We start from the raw sequence: 22,828 nt of genomic DNA on the forward strand, positions 1-22,828 counted from the left end.
CTCCGGGAGCCATTTCCCGATTAGGCCTGTATTTCAAAATAAAATTGCTTAAAATCGTTGATAACACTTGACTTAGAGTAGAAAGAAGCATCATCTGCCCATTTTTGTAATTTTTGTCCAATTTTTTCGTCATCAGGTAGAGCTTTTATTGAGGTGAGATCAGGAATGGCATCCAAGTCAACGCCTGCTTTGGTTAAAGCAGTTAGATAAAGTGGACTTCTTACACCGATGTCTTCTAACTTGTTTTGATGAAGCAGGTCGTTAGGTGATTTATCGGCGATAATTTTGCCATCATTGACTAAAACGACGCGGTCGATCGGTTGGCTGAGCACTTCTTCTAAACGGTGTTCAATAATAATTACTGTGGCGTTTAATTCCTTTTGAATTTGATCGATTAACGCCATCGTTTTCATCCCTGAAGCGGGATCTAAGTTGGCTAAGGGCTCGTCAAATAGCATAATAGGTGATTCATCAATCAAGACGCCAGCAAGGGCCACGGTTTGTTTTTGTCCGCCAGACAGGCTTTGCGGTGCTTGCTTTAATAAATCGCTGATCTCTAGCTTGTCAGCCCAGCGGTGAACAGTTTGTCTAATCTTGTTTTGCGGACGACAATCATTTTCTAGTGCAAAGGCGATATCTTCACCGACAGTTAAACCAATGAATTGACTGTCAGTATCCTGCAAGATAGTCGATGTAGTAAATGAGAGGTCAAAGAGGTCGGTCTCCTTGATATTTTTGCCATTAATCAAGCATTCGCCTGTAATCGTTCCTGTATCAATATTAGGAATCAAGCCATTGATGCAGCGGCCAATAGTTGACTTGCCACTACCAGATGGTCCCGCAATCAATATTTTTTCACCGCGATTAATAGTTAAATTAATGTCTTGTAGCGTCGGGAATGCCTGGCTGTCATATTTAAATGAAAAGTTTTTAAAAGTAATAATAGGTTCAGTCATGCCTAAGTCTTTCTAATCTTCTTTACGTAAACTGCCTTTTTTAATTTTGGTACCTGCATAAGCTTTTAATAAAAGCGTACCAACTATCAAGATGGTGATACCATTTGAGAGGGTGGCACTGATTCCTTGAACAAATACCTTGTTAACAGGTTCGCTATAGATGATAATGTCTCCGATAGGGGCAACGATTATCCAGGCTATGATATTGGCAATAATTTGAGTGATATTAAATAGCAAAATTTGCTTAATACCGAAAATACCATTTTTCAAATCAAGCTTTTTGCAGGCAAGGCCAATAATCAAACCAAGTACACCAGTAGCCAAAACCCAACTCCACCAGGTTTGACCATACATAATAAAATCAGATAGGGTATGGCCGATGAAACCGACCGCAAAACCGACTTTAGCACCATAAATGGCTGCGAAAAGAGCTAGGAAAGGAAAGACTAGCTCGATGTTGGTATTAGGAATAGGAGTCGGAATTGAGGTGAAGCGCGCCAGAATAACGTAGATGGCAGAACCGATCCCTATAGCGACAACATTTTTAACAGATAAACCTTGTTTTTTCATAATTTTTCTCCGATTTGTGATAATAACACCGTATAATTGGAAAGCGGTTACCGTCAAGGGGATGTAGCAGAAAAGGGTGGATATGTTACAATTAAAATTATGATAATAGTGAAGTAGTAGTTAGAGGTAAAAATGAGACAAGATGAACTTAAAAAATTAGATAATGAAATTGGCCAATATGCGGCCGATCAGACCAAAATTATTTGGGTTGATGATCAAACCATGCAAATTGCGACAATGATGATTGATTCTTATGGCGATACCGTTTATGTATGGGTAAAGGAAGATGAAGATCATTGCCGCGTAAGTGATGGCGGTCGAATTTTGTTTAAACTTGATCCTAATCAAGAAGATATGGAATTATATGAGACTGCGGCAGATATTGCTCTTGGTTCAGGTTATCAGTTTGACGAAGACCACTGTGAAATTTATGTTGATGTTGACCGCAAGAATGTAGCTCAGGCAGCAATGAAGCTGGCACAATTGCAAGTTGCCATTTCATATTTAGGCTAAAAAATGCATCCCTTGATCTGTTTAATCAGGGATGCATTTTTTGATACAAACTTTTTCGGGCAACTTTAAACATTGCTAATCCTTCCTACATGAACATCTTCTGGTTTTTTACCGTTTAAATTAAAATCAGCGATGTCCTCGGCTAAGGCCATAATTGTTTCAACATCTGGAATACAGTCATCTACTCTAAACTCCATAATTATCACCTCTATCGTCATTGTAGATCGAATTTATCGAAAAGTTAATCTGATCATACTTTTTTCTTATTGTTATGCTGCATGAAAATAAAGAATGCAGAAATGATATTGATAATCACTGCCGGTAAGGCTAACACAGCGGTAAAACCATATAAGGCATTGCCGATTACGCCTAAGATCGGTCCTATTAATGAAATGCTTAAGTTGTGTGATTGAACGACGGCGATTGCATTAAGAATCACGCCAATCCAGGCAAAAAGATAGAAAAAGAAGGCAATTTTAGCTGTGAAATCTGCACCAAAGATTGCAAACCAGGAACAGATAAATAGACAACAGTTGATTAAATTGATTGCTCCGATCCATAGATCATATTTTGATTTTTTCATAATTATCCCCTCTAATAATTATTCTGCTTCTCGCAAAACGCGGTGGGCCAAATCATCATTAATAACCAAGTGGGTGATGATGCCGCTACGCAGAGCGCCTAATAGTGCTTTAGACTTAAAGCGATTATTAACAACGCAGAAGCGTGTAGGTGTTTGCATAATGTCATTCATTGATATACCACAGATGTGTTTTTCGAAATCAGTGAAAAATTCTCCGTTGATATTATAGGGACGTCCCATAATTAATCCGGCCACTTGTTCTTCTGGAATGTTCTTAAATAGTTGCGGACCGTAATTTTTATCTAAGAATGGATTAGCCTTGAATGAATCAAGAGTTCCTAGTCCGGTAAAAAGAAGGTCTAAGTTGTGATAACAATTTTCAACTATTTTAAAGTAGGGTTCTTTCTTTAAAGCTGGAATAATTTTAGGATTTAAGATGTAAAGTGGCGTAGGCAATCCTAAGCTTTTAGCGTGGAATTTTTCTGCAGCGTCTTGAACCAAAGGATTTTTGCGGCGATTTGCATTAATGGCGTGCCCTAGGAGCTGAATGAAGTAGAGCTTATTAAAGTTTTCTTCATTAAAGTTGTTAATTACACCGCGCATTGTACTGCCCCATGTGACTCCGGCGATATGGGTATTTTGCAAATAAGTTTGAATTTGCTTAGTAGCGAAGTTGACAACAGATTCATCGTCGTTAGCATCATTTTCAGAACTTTTGAGAATAAAAGCTTCTTTTAAGCCAAAGAGCTTTTGGAATTTTCGTTCTAAAACCTGATTGCGTTTAATTCCTTGAGTAATTTTGATTTTAACGATTCCGCGCATTTCTGCATCGTCTAACGCCTTAGTGATTAAATAGCGCGATAGGTTATATTTTTGTGATATTTCTGCGATATTTAACTTGCTGAGATAAAAGTCATGTGCAATGCTAGCAAGTTGTTCATCGGTTAATTGTGCCACTATAAACCGTCCTTTATTATATGATTCATATATTCATTATAGATTTAAAATAGTAAAATGGAACGCTTATTTTTTGAAAAATATAAAATGCTTTCCGTAAATATTACTGTGTTAAAATAGAAAAGCGTATTTTAATTAATTTTAAAAATGAGGGAAAGTAATTAATCTAATGAAGGAAAAGGAACGAGAATATCATTTGTCGCAAAAACATCACATGAAGATTCTATGGGAGGAATTTTTCAAGAGTGATAATAAGACGATGGCACAGGATGCTACTCTAGTAGAAAAGGCCTCAATTGTTGGCCGAGTAGGGATTATGCTGTTAAGTTGTGGGACAGGTGCCTGGCGTGTACGTGATTCGATGGACACGATTGCAAGAACTTTAGGAATTACCTGTTCGACGGATATTGGGTTGGTTTCAATCGAGTATACCTGTTTTGACGTAGATAATGAGTCATATTCACAGACGCTATCTTTGCCAGCGACTGATGTTAATATGACTAAATTGAATGAACTAGAAAAATTCGTTCGTCAGTTTGAAGCAGGTCATGGTAATTGGAATATTGGACAGATTCACAAGCGCTTGCGTGAGATCGAAAATCAAAAATCAGCATATTCTGCAGTAATTGCGGGTCTAAGTTCCGGTTTAGCTTGTGCAGGCTTTATCTTTTTACTAGGTGGCGGCTGGCCTGAAGTTATCTGTGCCTTCTTAGGTGCAGGGGCAGGAAATTATGTTCGAGCACTCATGGGCAAGCGGAAAATGACCCTTGTAGCTAAAATCGCGGTTGCTGTAGCAGTTGCTTGTGCAGTTTACTTCTTGACATTTCACATTGGCAAGATGATTTTCCATTTGGATTATCATCATGCTTACGGCTATATTGGTGCAATGCTGTTCGTGATTCCGGGATTTCCATTCATTACTTCAGGACTGGACATGTCTAAGCTAGATATGAGATCTGGGCTTGAGAGAATGACCTATGCGCTTTTGATCATTACGATTGCCACCATGTCAGGGTGGGCAGTGGCTACGATTTTGAATTTGCATCCGGGTTCCATGCTTAAGTTGAGCATTAATCCGGGGATGCTAACATTCTTGCGCTTAATTGCCAGCTTCTGCGGGGTATTTGGCTTCTCAATTATGTTTAATAGTCGTCCGAATATGGCCGCAACTGCCGCAATTATGGGTGCGATGGCTAATACTTTACGACTGAGTCTAGTTGATTACGCTCATATGGCACCGGCTTTAGCAGCCTTTATTGGAGCTCTTGTTTCCGGGCTTTTGGCAAGTATTGTTAGACAAAAAGTTGGTTTCCCACGAATTGCGATTACTGTTCCTTCAATCGTAATTATGGTGCCAGGACTATATATGTACCGCGCAGTGTTCAACTTCGGTATTACTAACATTAACATCGGTGCTTACTGGATTACTGAAGCATTGATGATTGTCATTGCACTTCCTTTTGGGCTGCTTGCCGCACGTATCTTAACAGACAAGAAGTGGAGACATGCGGATTAATAAAGTTGAATAGCAAAAAAGAGTCAGATTTTTCTGGCTCTTTTAATTTGCTTTTGATAACCTTTTTGAGTTAAGGACTAATATAATGAACATGAGGTGATAATATGAAAATTGAAGTACCAACAATGAACGGTTACTTATTTGATCGTTATAGCAAATTCGCACCTGCAGATCAAAAAATTGAAGGTAAGCCTAGCCGCTCTTTTCCCATTTTTGTTTCTGACGTGCCTAAAGATGCAAAAAACTTAGCAGTTTGTTTTTATGATTATGATTCAGTTCCAGTTTGTGGTTTTACTTGGATTCATTGGTTAGCTGCAAACTTGCCAGTCAAAGATATTCCCGCTGATATTAGTCAACATCATCAAAATATTGATTTTGTTCAAGGTTATAACAGCAATATTAGTAAGTTTTTGCCCAAAGATTCAGGACCGGTATTGGGCTACACAGGTCCTATGCCACCAGATAAGACGCATAATTATTCATTAACAGTCTATGCCTTGGATGATGAATTGGAATTAAAAGATGGTTATTATCTAAATGAATTTTTAGCCAAAGTGAAAGATCACATTATTGCTAAGACAACTATTGAAATTCCAAGTCGTGCTAAATAAAAATAAGACCCCTGATATTTCAGGAGTCTTATTTTATGCTTTTATTTAATCCTTGCGCTTTTTAATAGCAAGTCCCATTAAACCAGCTACAGCTGCTAAGCTTAATCCAATTACGCCTAAGTTAGACTTCTTTTCACCAGTTTCTGGAAGAGTGTTGGTGGAAGCAGAGTTATGGTCTGCTTTTGAAGAGGTCAAACTTTGGTTAGTAGGGATATTCTGACTCTTTGGTCCAATATTGTGGTTGTAGTCTTCGCCCTTTGGAACGTAGTTAAAGCTGTAGTCTCTCTTCTTGTTGTGGTCTAAATTTTCACCATTTGGATTATGGTTAGAACTCCATGAGTGATTCTTCTTTGGAGTACGTTTCTTGTGTTTAGGCGTTTTAGTTGGAGTAGGAGTTACAGGCTTATCTGGTTCTGGAGTTGGCTTAGGAGTTGGTTTAGGTTCGAGCTTCTTAGGTTGTGACTTGGGCTCTGGTTTAGGTTCTGATCCTGGAGTAGGGATAACTACAGCATATGGAACTTGAATACCAATTACGCCATTTTCTGGTAAGTTGGTGATTTCATCATTAGTAAATGGAATTACTTTGATTTTACCATTTTCGCCTTTGACAATTAGAGCTTGTTCACTTTCATGCTTACCAGTGTTATCAGTAATGATAAATTTACCATTAGGATCAATGGTATAACCATCATCTAATTCTTGGTAAAGATCTTTAAATGGAATTGCTTTGAACGAAAGACCATTGTTATTAGTGCTAGTCTTCTTAGCATCAAGTGACCAATTAGTCCAATCCTTTTTGGCACCGGTAACCAGATCAACATCTTGGGTTCGAACAAAGTAAAGATCATAGTCTTTAGGTTGGAAACGATCTGGAACAGGTTGACCTTGCTTTGGACCATTTTCGTAGTAGTAAGATACGCGTTCTTTGACTGACTTATATTGGTGATCAGTGCGAACTGCATGGTAAAGGTAAACGTAATAATTCTGATCGTTTGGATTCTCTGTGTTGTCAAAGGACAAATCTTTGCTATTCCATGCATTCACACCGTTGTTACCTTTAAAGTTTTTCTCGCTGAGGTTAAAAGTGAACTCATTGCCTAATGATTTTACATGATTAGATTGTTGCCCCTCAGTAGCCTCTTTATCAAATTGATACCCTAATCCTTTTAAGTATCCGATAACTGATTGAGTTCGATTTGTAACAGTTGTATTAGGGATGCCGTTTTGATAATTTTGAGGATCAGCCAATTTAGAAGCATCGACTTTATTATTAGAATTATGGGTGATTTCAGCATTAGTGTCTTCATCAATATAATGAACAGTGATGTTTTCATGAAGAGTATAAGGTATCCAAACGTTGATTTGAGCAGAACCTTGATTATTGTTTTTAGCAACTAAACTGCTTAAGAAATCAGAAGATGGGGTAATTGCTGAAATACCATTAGAATCAGCAGTAACTTTAAATCCATCCTCAGTACCAATAATATGTACTACACCATTCTTGTTCAGGTAATAGTTATCAGAAATTTGATTCTTAATAATACCGTTATCATATGAGATAGCAGGGAAGGATTGATTGTCTTGGACTGACCAATCTGACCATTTAGTAGAAGTGCCGTTAGGATCCTCAACTAAATCAATGGTTCTTGTTCTGGTATATGAAACTGAAGCTGTGTAGTTAGGGGATGCTGTTTCAGCATTTGCTGGAACTACCGCATTAGGATCACTGATGCCTGTAAAGTTTTGAGCTTTAGGACCAATTTCGTAGTAGCCTTTGATTACTTCATTTACAGTAGCAGTTTGTGCTTGTTTTTCTGTTTTTCTGTAACTATTTCTTTAGGCATAACAGATGCAGTTATGTCAAACTTGCCATGATCATAATTATTTTTTGCAGTTAATTCGAAAAGACCTTTTCCTTTATTTGATATTTCAAATTTAGATGATGAATCATCAGCAAGCGGTGTTTGATCATAGTTAAAGTTTTGAACTGATCCAAATTGTACGGAATATTTATCCCCCTTTTTTAACATCTTGAAATTCAGGACTAGTAACTTCAACTTTGACCTAACCTTGACCACCGATGACAGAGTGCTTTTGTTGGTCTTCAGTTGAAGTATCATAAATAGTCTCTACCTTAGTAGAATTATCTAAATTCCTTTGAGTTTTATTTTCTGCTAATAATTTAGGATCAGTTAATGAAGGCTGTTTTTTAATCTTTAAAGTAGCAGTTGCTTCATCATTTTTACTTGTAGCAGTTTGTTCATTAGCTGCAGTAGAATTATTTTCTTCCTTTACTTGTTGAGACTGACTAGGTTGATCAACTTTTTCTACATGTTCATCTTGATTTGGAGTTGATTGAGATTGACTATCAACTTCTTCAGTTTTTGCCTCTGAAGTTTGAGTATTATTTTCAACATCAGCATGAACAAGTTGACCATTACTTAAGAAAAAGGTAGTGCCGAGAGCAACAGCAGCTAAACCAACAGATAATTTTCTAAAACCAAATTTTTGCTTACCGTTAAGTTTAGCGTTGAAGCTTAAATTATTTTTATGTTTCATTCCTTAAACTCCTTGTATTTTAGAAATTTGAAAGATTAGATATTAAAAGTTATATAACGTTTATTATCAGCTTTAACACTTTTAACTTAGCACAAAAAATAACAATGATACTCAATAATTGTAATTCTTTTGTAAAACTAATAATCTGTAAAAAGCGAGTCGACTAACCATAAGAAAATAATATTAGAAAAATTACTTTAATTTAATAACAGAGGGCAAATAAAAAGAGCAACATCAAGCTGCTCTTTTTATATCAGTAATATGTTATCAATTTTATTTTTGGTTAATTCGAAATCGCCACTGCTGTAACAACAAATGCAGCAAGCATAGCAACTGTAAAACCAACAATTCCTAATAATATATTCAATTCAGTCATCTTCTTCTATATCTGTCATGTTTCTATATGTGGTACATGAATAGTTTAACATAAAAAGAAGATGATGACTCAATTATTTGAAAACGCTTTTATTCTTTTAAATCGACAAAAGGTGCATGACAGAATCTTGCCAAGTCTTCAGGATTTAAGAAAACGCTTCTACCTAATTCACCACTTGAAACGGCAATTTCTTCGTTGCCTTTCATAGAATCATCTAGATAAATAGGTAGTTTTTCTTTGAAGTAAATGCCAATTGGCGTATTAGCTCCATGAATATAGCCAGTAGTTTTAGCTAATTTCTTCAAAGGAAGCATTTCACACTTTTTGTTGCCAGAAACTTTGGCTAATTTTTTCATGCTTAAGTGCTCTGTAATTGGAACAACACCAACTAATGGACCAGTTTTATTTCCTTCACAGACTAACGTTTTGTAGACTAAATGCTCTTTGTCTTCTAGAATAGAAGTGTCCATCTGTGCAACGCCACCTTTATCTTTGGTGACTGCAAATGAAGCTTGACGATATTTGATCTTATTTTGATCTAAGATCTTTTCAACTAAAGTTTTTTCAAGTTTGTTTTTTTTATTCTTTTTCTTTGACATATTTATCACCTTTATCATGATAGCATTGTACAAAGAAAATCCCAAAAGGAGATTACTATAATGAAATTATTAATTATTAAAATCGATACTAGTCAAGAAGTAGAAGATGCTTTAAGCATTTATGCTATGGATAATTTGAATGCCTTAGGCGTTGAATCTAGAAACCGCAGCGATTTTGAACAAGCTGGCTGGCTACATGATTCAACTGTTGTTGATATGGACGATATCAAGGATTTGCCTAAAGATACTTATTTCTACGCATACTTTGATGAAGAAGCAGATAAAGATGAATTGGTTAAAAAGTTCCAAGAAAAGATGCAAGAACTTAAGGGCTATGGTCTTAATATTGGGGATGCCAAAATTACTAGCTCTTATATTGAAGACCAAGATTGGAACACGGCTTGGCAAAAGTACTACCATGTGATCAACTTCTCTCGTCACTTGGCTATTGTGCCTAAATGGGAAGACTATAAGCCTGCCTTTAAGGATCAACAATTAATTAAGCTTGATCCAGGTTTGGCCTTTGGTACCGGTAATCACAAGACTACTCAATTAGCAATGATGGGGCTTGAACGCGCAATCGTTAAGAAGCCAATTAGCGTAGTTGATGTAGGTACTGGTTCAGGTATCCTGGCAATCGCTGCTTCAAAACTTGGTGCAACAGACATTTTAGCTACTGATATTTCTGATGAATCAATGACTGCCACAGAACAAAACTCAGCTTTAAATGATATTAAAAATATTCGTGTTCAAAAAACTAGCTTATTAGCAGATGTAAATGGAAAATTTGATATTATCGTGGCTAATATTTTAGCTGAAATTTTACTTGAACTTATTCCGCAAATGGATGCTCACTTAAATGAAGGTGGACAGGTTATCTTCTCAGGAATTGATTACTTACAATTGCCTAAGATTGAAAAAGCATTAGATGAAAATGGTTTTAAGATTGATCTTACCATGAAGCAAGGTCGTTGGGTTGGACTTGCTATCACTAGAAAAGAAAAATAATCGTGGTAAAATATTATCAATTAAATTAAACTTTGATGAGAGGCACGAATTTTTAATGAGAAAAATAGGGGATAAAATTAAGAACATTCCGATAATCAAAAAATTAAACACCTATCAATGGATGCCGCTTATCTGGTGGAGTATTTTAGTGGCAATCTTGCCTTACATTTCAAGTCTTCTTCACGTGTCAATTGTTTGGCGTGAGGGAATATTATTTATGATAATTAATAGTTTGATCGCTTATCATGTTGGTAATTTAATCTTGAAATTAAAGCTTAAAAAATGGTGGCTTTTATTGTTGCCGATCATTTTTTGCTTAGCAATTCTGCCTAAATTTGCTTTATATAATTTAATGTTTGGCTTGATTTATCTAATAATTGAAGCCTTTGGCTTAATGAATAAAAATATTTACCGTTAGAAGGGATGACCAGAATGTCTAAATACATTGAAATGACGCATGATCAAGTGATTGATACTTGTAAAAAGTATATGAATGATGATCAGGTTGCTTTTGTAGAGAAGGCATATGAATTTGCAAATAAAGCACATGCTGGCCAAAAACGGGCATCCGGACAACCTTATATTATTCACCCAACGCAAGTTGCAGGAACTTTGGCTACGCTTGGCCTAGATCCGGATACAATTGCTGCAGGTTTTTTGCATGATACTGTTGAGGATACACCGGTTACCAATGATGAATTAAAGGAAAAATTTGGCGAAGACGTTGCTTTTATTGTTGATGGTGTAACCAAATTAAACAAATATGAGTACAAGTCTCACCAAGAATTTTTAGCAGAAAATCACCGTAAAATGTTAATTGCGATGGCTAAAGATTTGAGAGTAATCATGGTTAAGTTGGCCGATCGTTTGCATAATATGCATACTTTGCAACATTTGCGTCCTGATAAGCAACGCCGGATCGCTTCAGAAACAATGGATATCTATGCACCACTAGCTGATAGATTAGGTATTGGTACTATCAAGTGGGAATTGGAAGATATGAGTTTCCACTACTTAAATCCTGAGGCTTACTACCGCATCGTTAACTTAATGGATGTTAAAAGAAGTCAAAGAGAAAAGTATATCGCTGATACCATTAAGACTCTGAGAAAGACCTTGGATGAATTAGGTATTAAGTATGAAATCTATGGTCGTCCTAAGCATATTTACTCCATTTATAAAAAGATGGTTAATAAGCATAAGGATTTTGATGAAATCTACGATTTGCTTGCTGTCCGAGTAATTGTGAAAAATGTCCGTGATTGTTATGCTGTTTTAGGTGCCGTGCATACAGAATGGAAGCCAATGCCAGGACGTTTCAAGGACTACATTGCTATGCCTAAGGTAAACGGTTATCAATCACTTCACACCACGATCATCGGACCTGGTGGACGTCCACTTGAAATTCAGATCAGAACTGAAGCTATGCACCAAGTTGCTGAATACGGTGTTGCCGCACACTGGGCATACAAGCGTGGTAACTTCAATGGTGTTGAAGCTACTTCATCTGGTGAAAAGCTAGACATGGTTCGTGAAATTCTTGAATTGAAGGATGAAACTAAAGATGCCGGCGAATTCATGAAGTCAGTTAAGAGTGATATCTTCTCTGACCGTGTTTACGTCTTCACACCAAAGGGTGAAGTTTACGAATTGCCAAAGGGTTCTGTAACTTTGGACTTCGCATACGCAATTCACACCCAAGTAGGTAGCCATGCGGTTGGTGCCAAAGTAAATAACAAGTTGGTTCCACTTGACTACAAGTTGAGAAACGGTGACGTCATTGAAATTATGACGCAAACTAATGCCACTCCTTCCCGTGACTGGGCCGATATGGTTAAGACCTCAAGAGCACGTAACAAGATCCGTCGTTACTTCAGAGGCCAAGACCGTGAAGAAAGCACCACTCACGGTGAACAAATGGTAGCTAATATGATTCGTGAAGAAGGACTTGCTCCTAAAGACTTCATGGATAAAGAGCACGTTGAAAAATTGTTGGATCACTTTAACTACCATACTGAGGAAGAATTGTATGCTGCAGTTGGTTTTGGTGATTTATCAGCTCAAGCCGTTGTTAACCGTTTGACCGTTGACTTACGTCGTGAAGACGAAAAGCAAAAGCAAAAAGAATTAGAAGAAAAGATCCTTAATTCTGGTCAGCAGTCTATTCAAGATGAGCAACCAAAGAAAAACTCTAGTTCTACAATGAAGGTCAAGCATAAGAATGGCGTCATGATTCAAGGCGTTAGTGATTTGATGCTTCATTTAGCTAAATGTTGTAACCCTGTTCCTGGTGACAAGATCATCGGTTATGTTACTAAAGGCCGCGGAGTGACTATCCATAGAACCGATTGTAGAAATATTACTAAGGAAGCAGAAGAGCAAGGCCGTTTAATTGATGTTGAATGGGAGAATGTTGAAGAAAACAGCGTTCAATCATTTAATGCGAATATCGAAGTCTTTGGCTACAATCGTTCTAACTTGCTCAGTGATGTAATTAATAAGTTGAATTCACTTACTAAGAATATTAATAATATTTCAGGTAAGGTTAATGAAGACAACATTGCTCATATGTATGTGACAGTTGCAGTTAAGAATTCACAGCAGCTTGATGAGATTTTAAGCAAGTTGCGTGATATTCCAGATGTTTATGAAACTAAGAGGTCAGATAATTAATGCGAGTTGTAATTCAGAGAGTTAACCATGCTCAAGTAAATATCGACGGTAAAACCGTTGGTAAAATTGGCAAGGGTTTTATGTTATTAGTCGGCATCAAAAATGGGGATGAACTTCCAGTTGTGAAAAAAGCAGCTGACAAGATTGCCAAGATGCGTATTTTTGAAGATGAAAATGGTAAGACTAATTTATCTTTGAAAGATGTTGGCGGTGAAATTTTGAGTGTTAGTCAATTTACTTTATTGGCTAATACTAAGAAAGGCAATCGTCCTAGTTTTGTTGAAGCAATGCGTCCACCAAAGTCAAAAGAACTTTGGGAAGATTTCAATAAAGAACTTGAGCAAGATGGCTTCCATGTTGAGACCGGTGAGTTTGGTGCTGACATGCAAGTTAGCTTAGAAAACGATGGTCCATTCACAATTGTGTTAGATCTTTAGAGAAAATCGCTTTCAAAGGTTGACTTTAATACAATAAAAATATAAGCTAAAAAAGAATTATCGATGACAAAGAATGAAGATTAGCAAAGATCTATTTAAAGAGACTGCTCATTGTGGTGAGAGAGCAGATAGATTGCGGTCTGTGACACCTTTAACAGATAATGGATCGTCTGGCGAGCGTTAATCGCAGCAACCAAAAAGGTGGTACCGTGCTAATCTAAGCGCCCTTGATTTATTTCAAGGGTGCTTTTTTATTTTTTAACAGGATATCAAAATATACAAAGGATGATTAAATGAGAGTTCAAAAACCTAAAGGTACAGTGGACATCTTGCCTGAACAATCTGGTTCATGGCAAAAAGTCGAAGAAACTGCTAGAAACTTTTTCAATCGTGCAAATTATCGCGAGATTCGTACACCAAGTTTTGAAAACTATGAGATTTTTTCTCGTTCAAGTGGTGATAGTTCAGAAATCGTAGAAAAGCAAATGTACGATTTTAACGATAAAGGTGGTCGTCATATTGCACTTCGCCCTGAAGGAACTGCTGGTGTAGTACGTGCGTACGTTGAAGATAAGATGTATGCACCTGAAGTTGTTAAGCCATTTAACGTTTTCTACATGGAATCAACTTTCAGATATGAAAGGCCTCAAGCTGGTCGTCAACGTGAATTCCACCAAATTGGTGTGGAAAGCTTTGGTTCAAGCAACCCATTAGCTGATGTTCAAACTATCATGATGGGTCACGATTTATTGGCTGAACTTGGCGTTAAGAACTACCAATTGCATATTAATACTTTGGGAAATGAGCAAGTTCGTAAAGATTATCACGATGCATTAGTAAATTACTTCACTCCAGTTAAGGACGAATTATCAGAAGATTCTCAAAGAAGATTACGTGATAATCCTCTTCGTATCTTGGATTCTAAGGATGATCGTGATAAGAAGTTCTTACCAGATGCACCTAAGATTCGTGATTTCTTGGATGATAATTCTAAGGCTAACTTTGAATCAATCTTGAAGATGCTTGATCAATTAGGTATTGATTATGTGATTGATGATGATTTGGTTCGTGGTCTTGATTATTACACTGGCGTTATTTTCGAGTTCATGGTTGAAGATAAGAGTCTTTGGGAATCAGCAACTACCATTTTGGGTGGTGGTCGTTACGATCATTTGGTTGAAGAATTCAATGGTCCACAAACTCCAGCTGTAGGTTTTGGTATTGGTGAAGAAAGATTAATGCTTGTTCTTGAAAAGCAAAATCCAGCTTTGTTTGAAAATAAAGGCATTGATTTCTTCATTACTAATATCGGTGATGGCACTGCTCAAAAGGCTATCGAAATTGCTAGAAGCTTGCGTAAGCAAGGCTTTGAAGCTGACTTTGATGTTAACCAGAAGAAGCTTAAGGGCCAATTCAAGAAGGCTGACCGTGAAGGTGCCAAGTATGTAATCACTTTAGGTGAAAAAGAACTTGAAAATGGCATCTTGAATGTTAAGCGTTTAGCTGACAGTAAGACCATTGATCTTAGCCTTGAAGATATTAATGATATGAATAAAGTAATGAAAGAATTAAAGGACTAGTAATAATGGAAAAAATCGAAAAAAGAACAGATTATTGTGGCAATATTACTGAAAAATATATTGGTGAAAATGTAAACCTTTATGGTTGGGTACAACGTGTACGTAACCTTGGTAACTTGGTATTTATCGATTTACGTGACCGTGCAGGTATCGTACAAATCGTTGTTAACAAGGACTCTGGTAAGAAGTTAATGGACATTGCCGACTCACTTGGTAATGAATACGTACTTCAAGTTAAGGGTAAGGTAGTTAAGCGTTCAGAAGTAAACCCTGACATGAAGACTGGTCAAGTTGAAGTTGATGCAACTGATATTATTGTTTTGAACAAGGCTAAGAACCCTCCATTTGAAATTAAGAATGGCGTTGAAATTTCGGAACAAACTAGATTGAAGTATCGTTACCTTGACCTTCGTCGTCCAGAAGTTCAACAAGCTATTATCTTACGTTCAAAGATTTTGCGTGCTACTCACGAATTCTTTGATGAAAATGGCTTTATCGATATTGAAACTCCAATTTTAGGTAAGTCATCTCCAGAAGGTGCGCGTGACTACTTAGTTCCATCAAGAATTTACCCAGGTAGCTTCTACGCACTTCCACAATCACCACAATTGTTCAAGCAATTGCTCATGGGTGCTGGCTTTGACAAGTACTACCAATTGGCTCGTTGTTTCCGTGACGAAGACCTTCGTGGTGACCGTCAACCAGAATTTACTCAAATCGATATGGAAATGTCATTTGCAGACGAAGAAACTATTCAAGGCTACACTGAGGGTCTTTTGAAGAAGATTATGAAGGACGTTAAGGGCATCGACCTTAAGACTCCAATTAAGCGTATTTCATGGACCGATTCAATGAACAAGTACGGTTGTGATAAGCCTGATACTCGTTACGGTATGCTTATTCATGACTTAAGCCCAATCTTTAAGGACAGCGACTTCAAAGTCTTCTCAGGTGCAATCGCTGATGGCGGTTTTGTTAAGGGTATCGCTGTTAAGAATGGTGCTAAGGAATACTCACGTAAGAAGATCGACCAAAAGGCAGAATTCATCAAGCGTTTCCATGCAAAGGGCTTAGCTTGGGTTAAGTTTGAAGATGGCGAATTCTCAGGTCCTGTTGCTCGTTTCTTAACTGACGAAAACAAGGAAGCTTTGAAGAAAGAATTCGATCTTGAAGGCGGAGAATTAGTTGTATTCATCGCTGATAAGTGGAAGGTCTGCTGTGACAGTTTGAACCACCTTCGTCGTGAATTTGCTAAGGAAACTGGCATTATTCCAAAGGGCGTTTACGACTTTGTTTGGGTTGTTGACTGGCCATTATTCGAATACGATGAAGGTCTTGGCCGTTGGGTAGCAGCTCACCACCCATTCACTATGCCAGACGACAAGGGTGTAGAACTTTTGACTACTGAACCACACAAGGCACATGCTCGTAGTTACGATATCGTAATGAACGGTGACGAAATGGGTGGTGGATCAATCCGTATCCACAAGCGTTCAATCCAAGAAAACATGTTCAAGGCATTAGGCTTTACTGAAAAGCGTGCTTATGAACAATTCGGTTACTTGCTTGACGCCTTAGACATGGGCTTCCCACCTCACGCAGGTTTGGCAATCGGTCTTGACAGATTCGCTATGATGCTTGCTGATAAGGACAACATCCGTGACGTATTGGCATTCCCTAAGAACGCTAGTGCTTCAGAACCTATGATGCACGCTCCAGCTCCAGTTGCAGATCAACAATTGAATGACTTGGGTATTGAAGTTGAAGCTAAGTATGAAGATAGTGTCAAGGCAGCTGAAAAGCGTCTTGAAGATTTAGCCGCTGAAGATGCTAAAGAAAACTCAACTTGGAATAAGTAGAATAAAAGACAAATAAAAAAGAGCGATCGTTGGATCGCTCTTTTTTAGTATGGATTTATAAGTTATTAACAAAGTCAGTAATTCGACGAAGACTTTCTTGTAATTGCTCAGTTGATGAAGCGTAGGAAAGTCGAACGTATCCCTCGCCACCTTTACCAAAGTAACGGCCAGGGGTAACACCAACTTTTGCTTTTTGAGCTAATTCATATGCAAAGGTTTCATCATCAGTACCATATTTTTCAGGAATCTTGGCAAAGATGTAAAATGCACCCTGTGGAGTGGCCATTTCAAAGCCTAACTTCTCCAAACCAGTTTGCATAAATTGCAAGCGACTTTCATAAATCTTGCGTGATTGAATTGGATTATCTTGGCCATTATTTAAAGCTTCTACAGCAGCCATTTGAACATTGTCTGTTACTGAGGTTACTAAAAAGGCATTGATTTTGCGAATGCTTTGCATGATTTGCTTTGGACCAGCAATATAACCTAAACGCCAACCAGTCATTGCATATGCCTTAGATAAACCTGAAATAAGGATGTTGTGCTCAGGAATATATTCTGAAAGTGAATGGTGTTCTGCATTGCCGTAAACTAATTCAGCGTAGATTTCATCAGTGACAGAGAAGATCTTATATTCTTTAATAACTTCAGCTAAAGCCTTCAATGTCTCTGCTGGGTAAACACGGCCGGTTGGATTAGATGGATCAGTTAAGATGATTGCTTTTGCGCCTTTACCACGACCCTCTAAAACATGACGCAAATGTTCGGGGGTTAAAATAAAGCCATCTTTCTTAGTATCAATCTGAACAGGGATTGCACCAGTCATCTTAATTAATTGGAAATATAATGCCCATACAGGAGTAGGTACTAAAATCTTATCACCAGGATTTAACAAGGTCATAAATACATCGTTTAAAGCACCAGTAGCTCCGACAGTAACGCAAATTTCGCTTTTTGGATCATAATGAACACCGATTGAACGGTCAAGATAGTTGCTGATGGCGTCAAGAAGTTCCGGCTTTCCGGCTTGAGGAGCATAGTGCGAATCATCAGCTTGAATATCAGCGATGGCCGCTTGCTTAACATGTTCAGGCGTAGCAAGGTCAGGCTCACCGATAGTTAATTTGATAATACTAGGGATACCTGAAACCTTTTGATCAAATGCCCGAATTTTTGAAGCAGATAAATTATTAAGTCTTTTGTTAATAATTGAATTTAAATCATTAGATAAATTTGGCATATATGAAGTTCCTTTCTGTATTACTTAAATTTTATAGGACCAATTTATATATGACAACCTTTTTATATGCAAATTAAAAAAGAAATGAACCTAGTCATTTCTTTGAATGCTCCAAAATTTGGTTTGGATTAATATGGATCGTTTTTTTGGTAGATAAATCTTTTAATCTTAATGGTGAATAAGGAATCATTTTGCTAATTTGAGGCTTTTTAAGAAAAATCGGTTCGTCAACTACTTTAATTGTTTTAACTTTGGGATATGAAGTTGCTTGTTTATTAAAACTACAGGATGAAAGGGTAATCAATAATAGACAAGAAACTATTATCTTTGCTATGAATCTCACTTTTTTATTTTATCCTCCAAAATCTAACCCCTATAAATTATTCTACTATTTTCTGGAATGAGATAAAATGAAAACGAATGATTTTAGAAGAGGAACAAAAGAAATGACACGAATAACAGTTTATTTAACAGGCGGAATTGCGGCTTATAAAGCTGTTCAAGTCGTTCGTAATTTAGAAAAACAAGGGCATGATGTTTGGGTAGTGATGACCAAAAATGCAGAGCATTTTGTAACGACTAATACTTTGGCAGCTTTAACAAAATATCCGGTTTTAGATGATTTATGGGAAAAAGAAAATGAGGCTAGCATCCCTCATGTGCACTTAGCGCGTTGGAGTCAATTAGCTTTGGTTGTCCCTGCAACAGCAAACTTTATCAGTAAAATGGCTAATGGAATTGCAGATGATGCAGCTAGTACAACTATTTTGGCGACAAAAGCACCTAAATTAGTTGTGCCTGCTATGAATGATCAAATGTGGAATAATCCTGCAACCAAGCGCAATGTATCACTTTTAAAAAGAGATGGCGTTCATGTAATGGAACCAGCCACAGGGATGCTTGCTGAAGGTTATGTTGCTAAAGGCAGAATGCCTGAACCTGAAGAAATTACAGCTTGGGTAGAGAATATCTTGAATCAAAATAAGATCCTGAAAAATAAAACAGTCATAGTAACAGCTGGTGGAACACAAGAGGCAATCGATCCAGTTCGTTTTATTGGCAATCGTTCAAGTGGAAAAATGGGGATTGCTATAGCCCAAGAAGCAGCAGATGCTGGTGCACAAGTAAAGTTGATTTATGGCAATGTTTCAGTTGAACTACCTAAGGCAGGCAATATTGAATTGATTCATGCAGCAAGTAGTGAAGATATGTTAACTGCAGTGAAGAGAGAATTTGAGCAGGGAGATGCTTTGGTTATGGCTGCAGCGGTAGCAGATTGGCGAATGGCAAAGGTGGCCGACCATAAATTAAAGAAAGATCCTGAGCAAAATACTTTATCTTTAACTCTAGTAAAAACTAAGGATATTTTGCGTGAAGTCGCGCGTCATAAAGAGGCAAATCAAGTAGTAGTTGGCTTTGCAGCGGAAACGAATGATTTACTTAAAAACGCACAAAAGAAATTAATGAGTAAGGGTGCAGATATGATTGTAGCCAATGATGTTTCGAAGAATGTTTTTGGTAATGATCAAGATCAAATCGTTATTTTAGAGCAAAACAATACAAGGATAGATAAATGACCATTGATGTCTAAGCAGGCAATTGCGAAGGGTTTAGTAAAAAAGATCGCCGATAAACTCAAATAATATTCATATACACATTATTTTGAAGAATAATGTAACGCCTTTGTAAAATAACACATTAAATTATGTGTAAACACTTTAAATATCTGATTTTTAGCTGGTAAAAATAACATTTCAAAAATAACATCTTAATTTACTAGGTTGTTTTAATATTTAAAAATAGTATTATAAGTTGTGGGAATTAAGAGACTGAAGAGAAAGAGTTGATGAAACGTAAATCAGCCCTTTCTTTTTTTATAACTATATTTGTATATTATATATACTTTAGCTAAGCAAATAATAAAGCTATAATAGTTGCTTTATATCAATGCTTAAGCTGAAGAAAAAGATGTTGAAACCCATACGAAAAAATAAATATATGTATAGGATTTGATTATACTTTGATGTATGCTAAATATAGCATGGAAGTAAAAAGCTATTCATGTATTGATTTTTGAAAAGTAGAGACATCTAAAACAAAGGTATAGAGGTGTGAAAGTGTGAAATTTGGAAAGACTTTGACGCTTAATAACGGAGTAGAAATTCCTCAAATTCAATTGGGAACTTGGTTAATCAATAATGATGATGTTAGAAAAACAGTACGCCAGGCAATTGATGTTGGCTACCGTGCCTTTGATACTGCCAAGGACTACGGCAATGAAAGGGGAGTCGGTAAAGGTATTTGGAACTCCGATATTGAACGTAGTGATATATTTTTAACAACTAAGTTGCCAACTGCGGTTAAAGACTATGAAGGTACTAAGGAAGCGATAGACGAAGCCTTAGACCGTTTTGGCTTGAAGTATATTGATTTATTGCTTATTCATTCACCGCAAAACCTTGGATTGAAGTAAATCGAACCAACGACCGCTATTTTGAAGGAAATCTAGAAAATTGGCGTGCAATGGAGGAAGCTGTAAAAGCAGGTAAGGTTAGATCAATTGGCGTATCTAATTTTTTGCAAGAAGACGTGGCAAACATTGTCAATAATGGCACGATAAAGCCTGTAGTTAATCAAATTGAGGTCCATATTAATAAGGTACCAATGGATTTGATGAAATATTGCAATGATTTGGATATTAAAATTGAAGCTTATTCACCATTAGCACATGGACGATTACTTAAAGATCCGAAAATAAATAAATATGCAAAGAAATATAATGTAAGTCCGGCTCAATTAATGTTAGCCTTTGATTTACAGCTTGGATGCATTGTATTGCCAAAGAGCGATAATGTTGCGGAAATGAAAGAAAATTTGAATATCAATTTTCAAATTAGTGATGAGGATATGAAAAAATTGGTCAAGCTCAAGGAGAATGACCAAAATGTAGCTGTTTAATAAGTATCGCGATAAGCGATACTTATTTATTTTAAGAAAGAAAAATGAACGAAATAAAATTAATAGCAATCGATATTGATGGGACCTTAGTTAATTCTAAAAAAGAAATAACGCCAGCAGTTAAAAAAACCGTTTTGGCTGCTAGAGATGAAGGTAAACAAATAGTTATTTGTACAGGTCGTCCTCTATCTGGTGCACAGCGGTATTTAGATGAACTAGGCTTAAATAAGCAAGATAATGAGTATGTGGTCAGTTTTAATGGGGCAGTAGTTGAATCAACCAATGGTCAGGTTATTTTCAAACAAGGCTTGAAATATGATGATTATATTGATCTTGAAGCAATTGCACGTAAATTGAACTTGCATTTTCACAGCGTAAGCCTAGATCGAATTTACACAGCTAATCGAGATTTAGGACATTATACAATTTATAATTCGCGTGTAGTTAAATTAGAAGTGTCTTATCGAACTCAAGAAGAGATGCGCCACATTCCAATTATTAAATGTATGTATATTGATGATCCAGATTACTTAGATAGTAAAATTACGAGTCCATTATTTCAAAAGATGAAGGATCGGGTAGTTTTTTCTAAAACTGAGCCATTTTATTATGAAGCGACTGCAGCCGGAGTTGATAAGGGGACTGGACTAAGAAGACTGTGCGATTATTTGAAAATCGCTCCCCAAAATGTTATGGCTTTAGGTGATCAGGCAAATGATGCACCCATGCTAGAATATGCTGGTGTCGGAGTGGCAATGGGCAATGCAGTTGATTATACTAAAGAGCATGCCGATGCAGTAACCGCTGATTGTGATCATGATGGCGTAGTTCTTGCAATTAATAAATTTGCAAAATAGATGTTAATTTAAACAAATTAGTAGTATCTTGACTTAAGAAAAGAATACTTAAAAGAAGTATGTGATATAACTATTGGACTTGTAGGTCATCGTCCAGATGATGATCGCCAATGGGTTTTAGATCATATCGCCGAATATGATGGTGTAATTGTTGCTAAGATGATTTTTGATAAGCAAATGATCGACGCAGCCAAGAATTTAAAAATAATTTCAACATATGGTGTTGGCTTTGATCATGTAGATACGGAATATGCAAAGGAAAACGAAATTGTAGTTTCAAATTGTCCTGAAAGTGTTCTGCGTCCAACTGCTGAATTAGCTCTAACAATGATTTTAGCTTCTGCACGTCGAATTCGTTACTATGATCATACTTTACGTGAAGGCGTATTTTTAAATGCTGATGAATATGATAATCAAGGCTATTCAATCGAAGGCAAAACCTTGGGAATTTTAGGCATGGGTAGAATCGGTCAGCAAGTTGCTCGTTTTGCTAAGGCATTGGGGATGAAGGTTATCTATCATAATCGTCATCAACTTGATGAAAAAATTGAAGCAGAACTTGATGCTAAGTATGTTGACTTTGATGAATTAATTAAGAATGCTGATTTCTTAAGTTTACATGCTCCTGCAACCGATGAAACTTACCACATTATTAATGCCGATGTGTTTAAACAAATGAAGGACACTGCATTTTTAATCAATATAGCTCGCGGTTCTTTAGTTGATAGTGACGCTTTGATTTCTGCTTTAAAGAATGATGAAATTGCTGGTGCAGCATTAGATGTCTTTGAAAATGAGCCACATCCTAGACAAGAATTAGTGGAGATGGACAATGTAATTATGACTCCACATGTTGGTTCAGCTACTCATGTTGCTAGATTTAATTTATCTAAAGAAGCAGCCAATAATGTTTTATCCTTCTTTAAGGATGGCAAAGCCATCAATCAAATTAATTAAAGACAATATAAAAAAACAG

19 protein-coding genes and 4 pseudogenes are annotated in these 22,828 nt (G+C 36.8%); 13 read left to right on the forward strand and 10 right to left on the reverse strand.

Annotated elements, in window-relative coordinates:
• Positions 1-86 precede the first annotated feature (86 nt).
• Together JEM49_RS05560 and JEM49_RS05565 are read right to left on the reverse strand one after the other, a co-directional pair.
• Positions 87-956: pseudogene (locus tag JEM49_RS05560) on the reverse strand (DUF3744 domain-containing protein); the annotation flags it as partial.
• Between the two features lie 12 nt (positions 957-968).
• Entirely contained in the window at positions 969-1,526 is a 558-nt protein-coding gene (locus JEM49_RS05565) for an ECF-type riboflavin transporter substrate-binding protein (protein ID WP_087235594.1), read from the reverse strand.
• 132 nt (positions 1,527-1,658) lie between these two features.
• Between JEM49_RS05565 and JEM49_RS05570 the strand changes: the two genes are divergently transcribed.
• Positions 1,659-2,039: a DUF1828 domain-containing protein gene (locus JEM49_RS05570; RefSeq protein WP_025005801.1), complete on the forward strand. Its 381-nt coding sequence runs from the start codon at positions 1,659-1,661 to the stop codon at positions 2,037-2,039.
• A 65-nt stretch (positions 2,040-2,104) separates the two neighbouring features.
• Here JEM49_RS05570 and JEM49_RS10665 read toward each other — a convergent pair whose 3' ends face one another.
• Genes JEM49_RS10665 through JEM49_RS05580 form a run of 3 tightly spaced genes read right to left on the reverse strand, consistent with a single transcriptional unit; the run spans position 2,105 to position 3,579 of the window.
• Positions 2,105-2,236 (reverse strand): hypothetical protein, encoded by a 132-nt coding sequence (locus JEM49_RS10665; RefSeq protein WP_255404978.1) that lies wholly within the window; start codon positions 2,234-2,236, stop codon positions 2,105-2,107.
• Positions 2,237-2,289: 53 nt separating this feature from the next.
• The gene (locus JEM49_RS05575; protein WP_087235593.1) at positions 2,290-2,622 is read right to left on the reverse strand and encodes a transporter; all 333 of its coding nucleotides are present in this window, start codon (positions 2,620-2,622) and stop codon (positions 2,290-2,292) included.
• An 18-nt stretch (positions 2,623-2,640) separates the two neighbouring features.
• Positions 2,641-3,579 carry a sugar-binding transcriptional regulator gene (locus JEM49_RS05580; protein ID WP_025005803.1) on the reverse strand — a complete coding sequence of 313 codons (939 nt, stop codon included), beginning with the start codon at positions 3,577-3,579 and terminating at the stop codon, positions 2,641-2,643.
• Between the two features lie 169 nt (positions 3,580-3,748).
• On the opposite strand from JEM49_RS05580, the gene JEM49_RS05585 reads away from it, so the two are divergent.
• Complete coding sequence (locus tag JEM49_RS05585) at positions 3,749-5,095, forward strand: threonine/serine ThrE exporter family protein (RefSeq protein WP_025005804.1); 1,347 nt, start codon at positions 3,749-3,751, stop codon at positions 5,093-5,095.
• Between the two features lie 104 nt (positions 5,096-5,199).
• Positions 5,200-5,706: a YbhB/YbcL family Raf kinase inhibitor-like protein gene (locus JEM49_RS05590; RefSeq protein WP_025005805.1), complete on the forward strand. Its 507-nt coding sequence runs from the start codon at positions 5,200-5,202 to the stop codon at positions 5,704-5,706.
• Between the two features lie 45 nt (positions 5,707-5,751).
• Here the strand turns inward: JEM49_RS05590 and JEM49_RS05595 are convergent, their stop codons facing one another.
• From JEM49_RS05595 to JEM49_RS05610, 4 genes are all read right to left on the reverse strand, one after another.
• A complete protein-coding gene (locus JEM49_RS05595) occupies positions 5,752-6,954 on the reverse strand; it encodes an LPXTG cell wall anchor domain-containing protein (protein WP_201874043.1) in 1,203 nt (400 codons plus the stop codon).
• Between the two features lie 539 nt (positions 6,955-7,493).
• On the reverse strand, positions 7,494-7,736 hold the full coding sequence (locus tag JEM49_RS05600; protein ID WP_143468918.1) for a hypothetical protein: 243 nt from the start codon (positions 7,734-7,736) through the stop codon (positions 7,494-7,496).
• A gap of 34 nt (positions 7,737-7,770) precedes the next feature.
• A complete protein-coding gene (locus tag JEM49_RS10520) occupies positions 7,771-8,265 on the reverse strand; it encodes a YSIRK-type signal peptide-containing protein (RefSeq protein WP_025005810.1) in 495 nt (164 codons plus the stop codon).
• Positions 8,266-8,730: 465 nt separating this feature from the next.
• The gene (locus tag JEM49_RS05610) at positions 8,731-9,240 is read right to left on the reverse strand and encodes an aminoacyl-tRNA deacylase (protein WP_025005811.1); all 510 of its coding nucleotides are present in this window, start codon (positions 9,238-9,240) and stop codon (positions 8,731-8,733) included.
• A 60-nt stretch (positions 9,241-9,300) separates the two neighbouring features.
• On the opposite strand from JEM49_RS05610, the gene prmA reads away from it, so the two are divergent.
• The 6 genes from prmA to aspS all read left to right on the forward strand — a co-directional run bounded on the left by prmA (position 9,301) and on the right by aspS (position 16,797).
• Positions 9,301-10,248 (forward strand): 50S ribosomal protein L11 methyltransferase, encoded by a 948-nt coding sequence (prmA, locus tag JEM49_RS05615; RefSeq protein WP_025005812.1) that lies wholly within the window; start codon positions 9,301-9,303, stop codon positions 10,246-10,248.
• 55 nt (positions 10,249-10,303) lie between these two features.
• The gene (locus tag JEM49_RS05620) at positions 10,304-10,666 is read left to right on the forward strand and encodes a hypothetical protein (RefSeq protein ID WP_025005813.1); all 363 of its coding nucleotides are present in this window, start codon (positions 10,304-10,306) and stop codon (positions 10,664-10,666) included.
• A 14-nt stretch (positions 10,667-10,680) separates the two neighbouring features.
• Positions 10,681-12,921, forward strand: a complete 2,241-nt coding sequence (locus JEM49_RS05625) for a RelA/SpoT family protein (RefSeq protein ID WP_201874044.1) — start codon at positions 10,681-10,683, stop codon at positions 12,919-12,921.
• Complete coding sequence (gene dtd, locus JEM49_RS05630) at positions 12,921-13,358, forward strand: D-aminoacyl-tRNA deacylase (protein WP_087176193.1); 438 nt, start codon at positions 12,921-12,923, stop codon at positions 13,356-13,358. Before JEM49_RS05625 ends, dtd begins: the two co-directional genes overlap by 1 nt.
• Before the next feature lie 293 nt (positions 13,359-13,651).
• The gene (hisS, locus tag JEM49_RS05635; protein WP_201874045.1) at positions 13,652-14,938 is read left to right on the forward strand and encodes a histidine--tRNA ligase; all 1,287 of its coding nucleotides are present in this window, start codon (positions 13,652-13,654) and stop codon (positions 14,936-14,938) included.
• Between the two features lie 5 nt (positions 14,939-14,943).
• A complete protein-coding gene (aspS, locus tag JEM49_RS05640; protein WP_087176191.1) occupies positions 14,944-16,797 on the forward strand; it encodes an aspartate--tRNA ligase in 1,854 nt (617 codons plus the stop codon).
• Positions 16,798-16,852: 55 nt separating this feature from the next.
• Here aspS and JEM49_RS05645 read toward each other — a convergent pair whose 3' ends face one another.
• The gene (locus tag JEM49_RS05645; protein WP_025005817.1) at positions 16,853-18,037 is read right to left on the reverse strand and encodes an aminotransferase class I/II-fold pyridoxal phosphate-dependent enzyme; all 1,185 of its coding nucleotides are present in this window, start codon (positions 18,035-18,037) and stop codon (positions 16,853-16,855) included.
• Between the two features lie 446 nt (positions 18,038-18,483).
• On the opposite strand from JEM49_RS05645, the pseudogene coaBC reads away from it, so the two are divergent.
• The 4 genes and pseudogenes from coaBC to JEM49_RS05665 form a co-directional block, all read left to right on the forward strand.
• Positions 18,484-19,680: pseudogene (coaBC, locus tag JEM49_RS05650) on the forward strand (bifunctional phosphopantothenoylcysteine decarboxylase/phosphopantothenate--cysteine ligase CoaBC).
• 476 nt (positions 19,681-20,156) lie between these two features.
• Positions 20,157-20,995 (forward strand): annotated as a pseudogene (locus JEM49_RS05655) (aldo/keto reductase).
• A gap of 44 nt (positions 20,996-21,039) precedes the next feature.
• Entirely contained in the window at positions 21,040-21,852 is an 813-nt protein-coding gene (gene yidA, locus JEM49_RS05660; RefSeq protein WP_201874048.1) for a sugar-phosphatase, read from the forward strand.
• Positions 21,853-21,918: 66 nt separating this feature from the next.
• Positions 21,919-22,809 (forward strand): annotated as a pseudogene (locus JEM49_RS05665) (NAD(P)-dependent oxidoreductase); the annotation flags it as partial.
• Positions 22,810-22,828: the final 19 nt, after the last annotated feature.

The organism is Lactobacillus sp. A27, from assembly GCF_016742815.1.
Taxonomy (GTDB): Bacteria; Bacillota; Bacilli; order Lactobacillales; family Lactobacillaceae; genus Lactobacillus; species Lactobacillus gallinarum.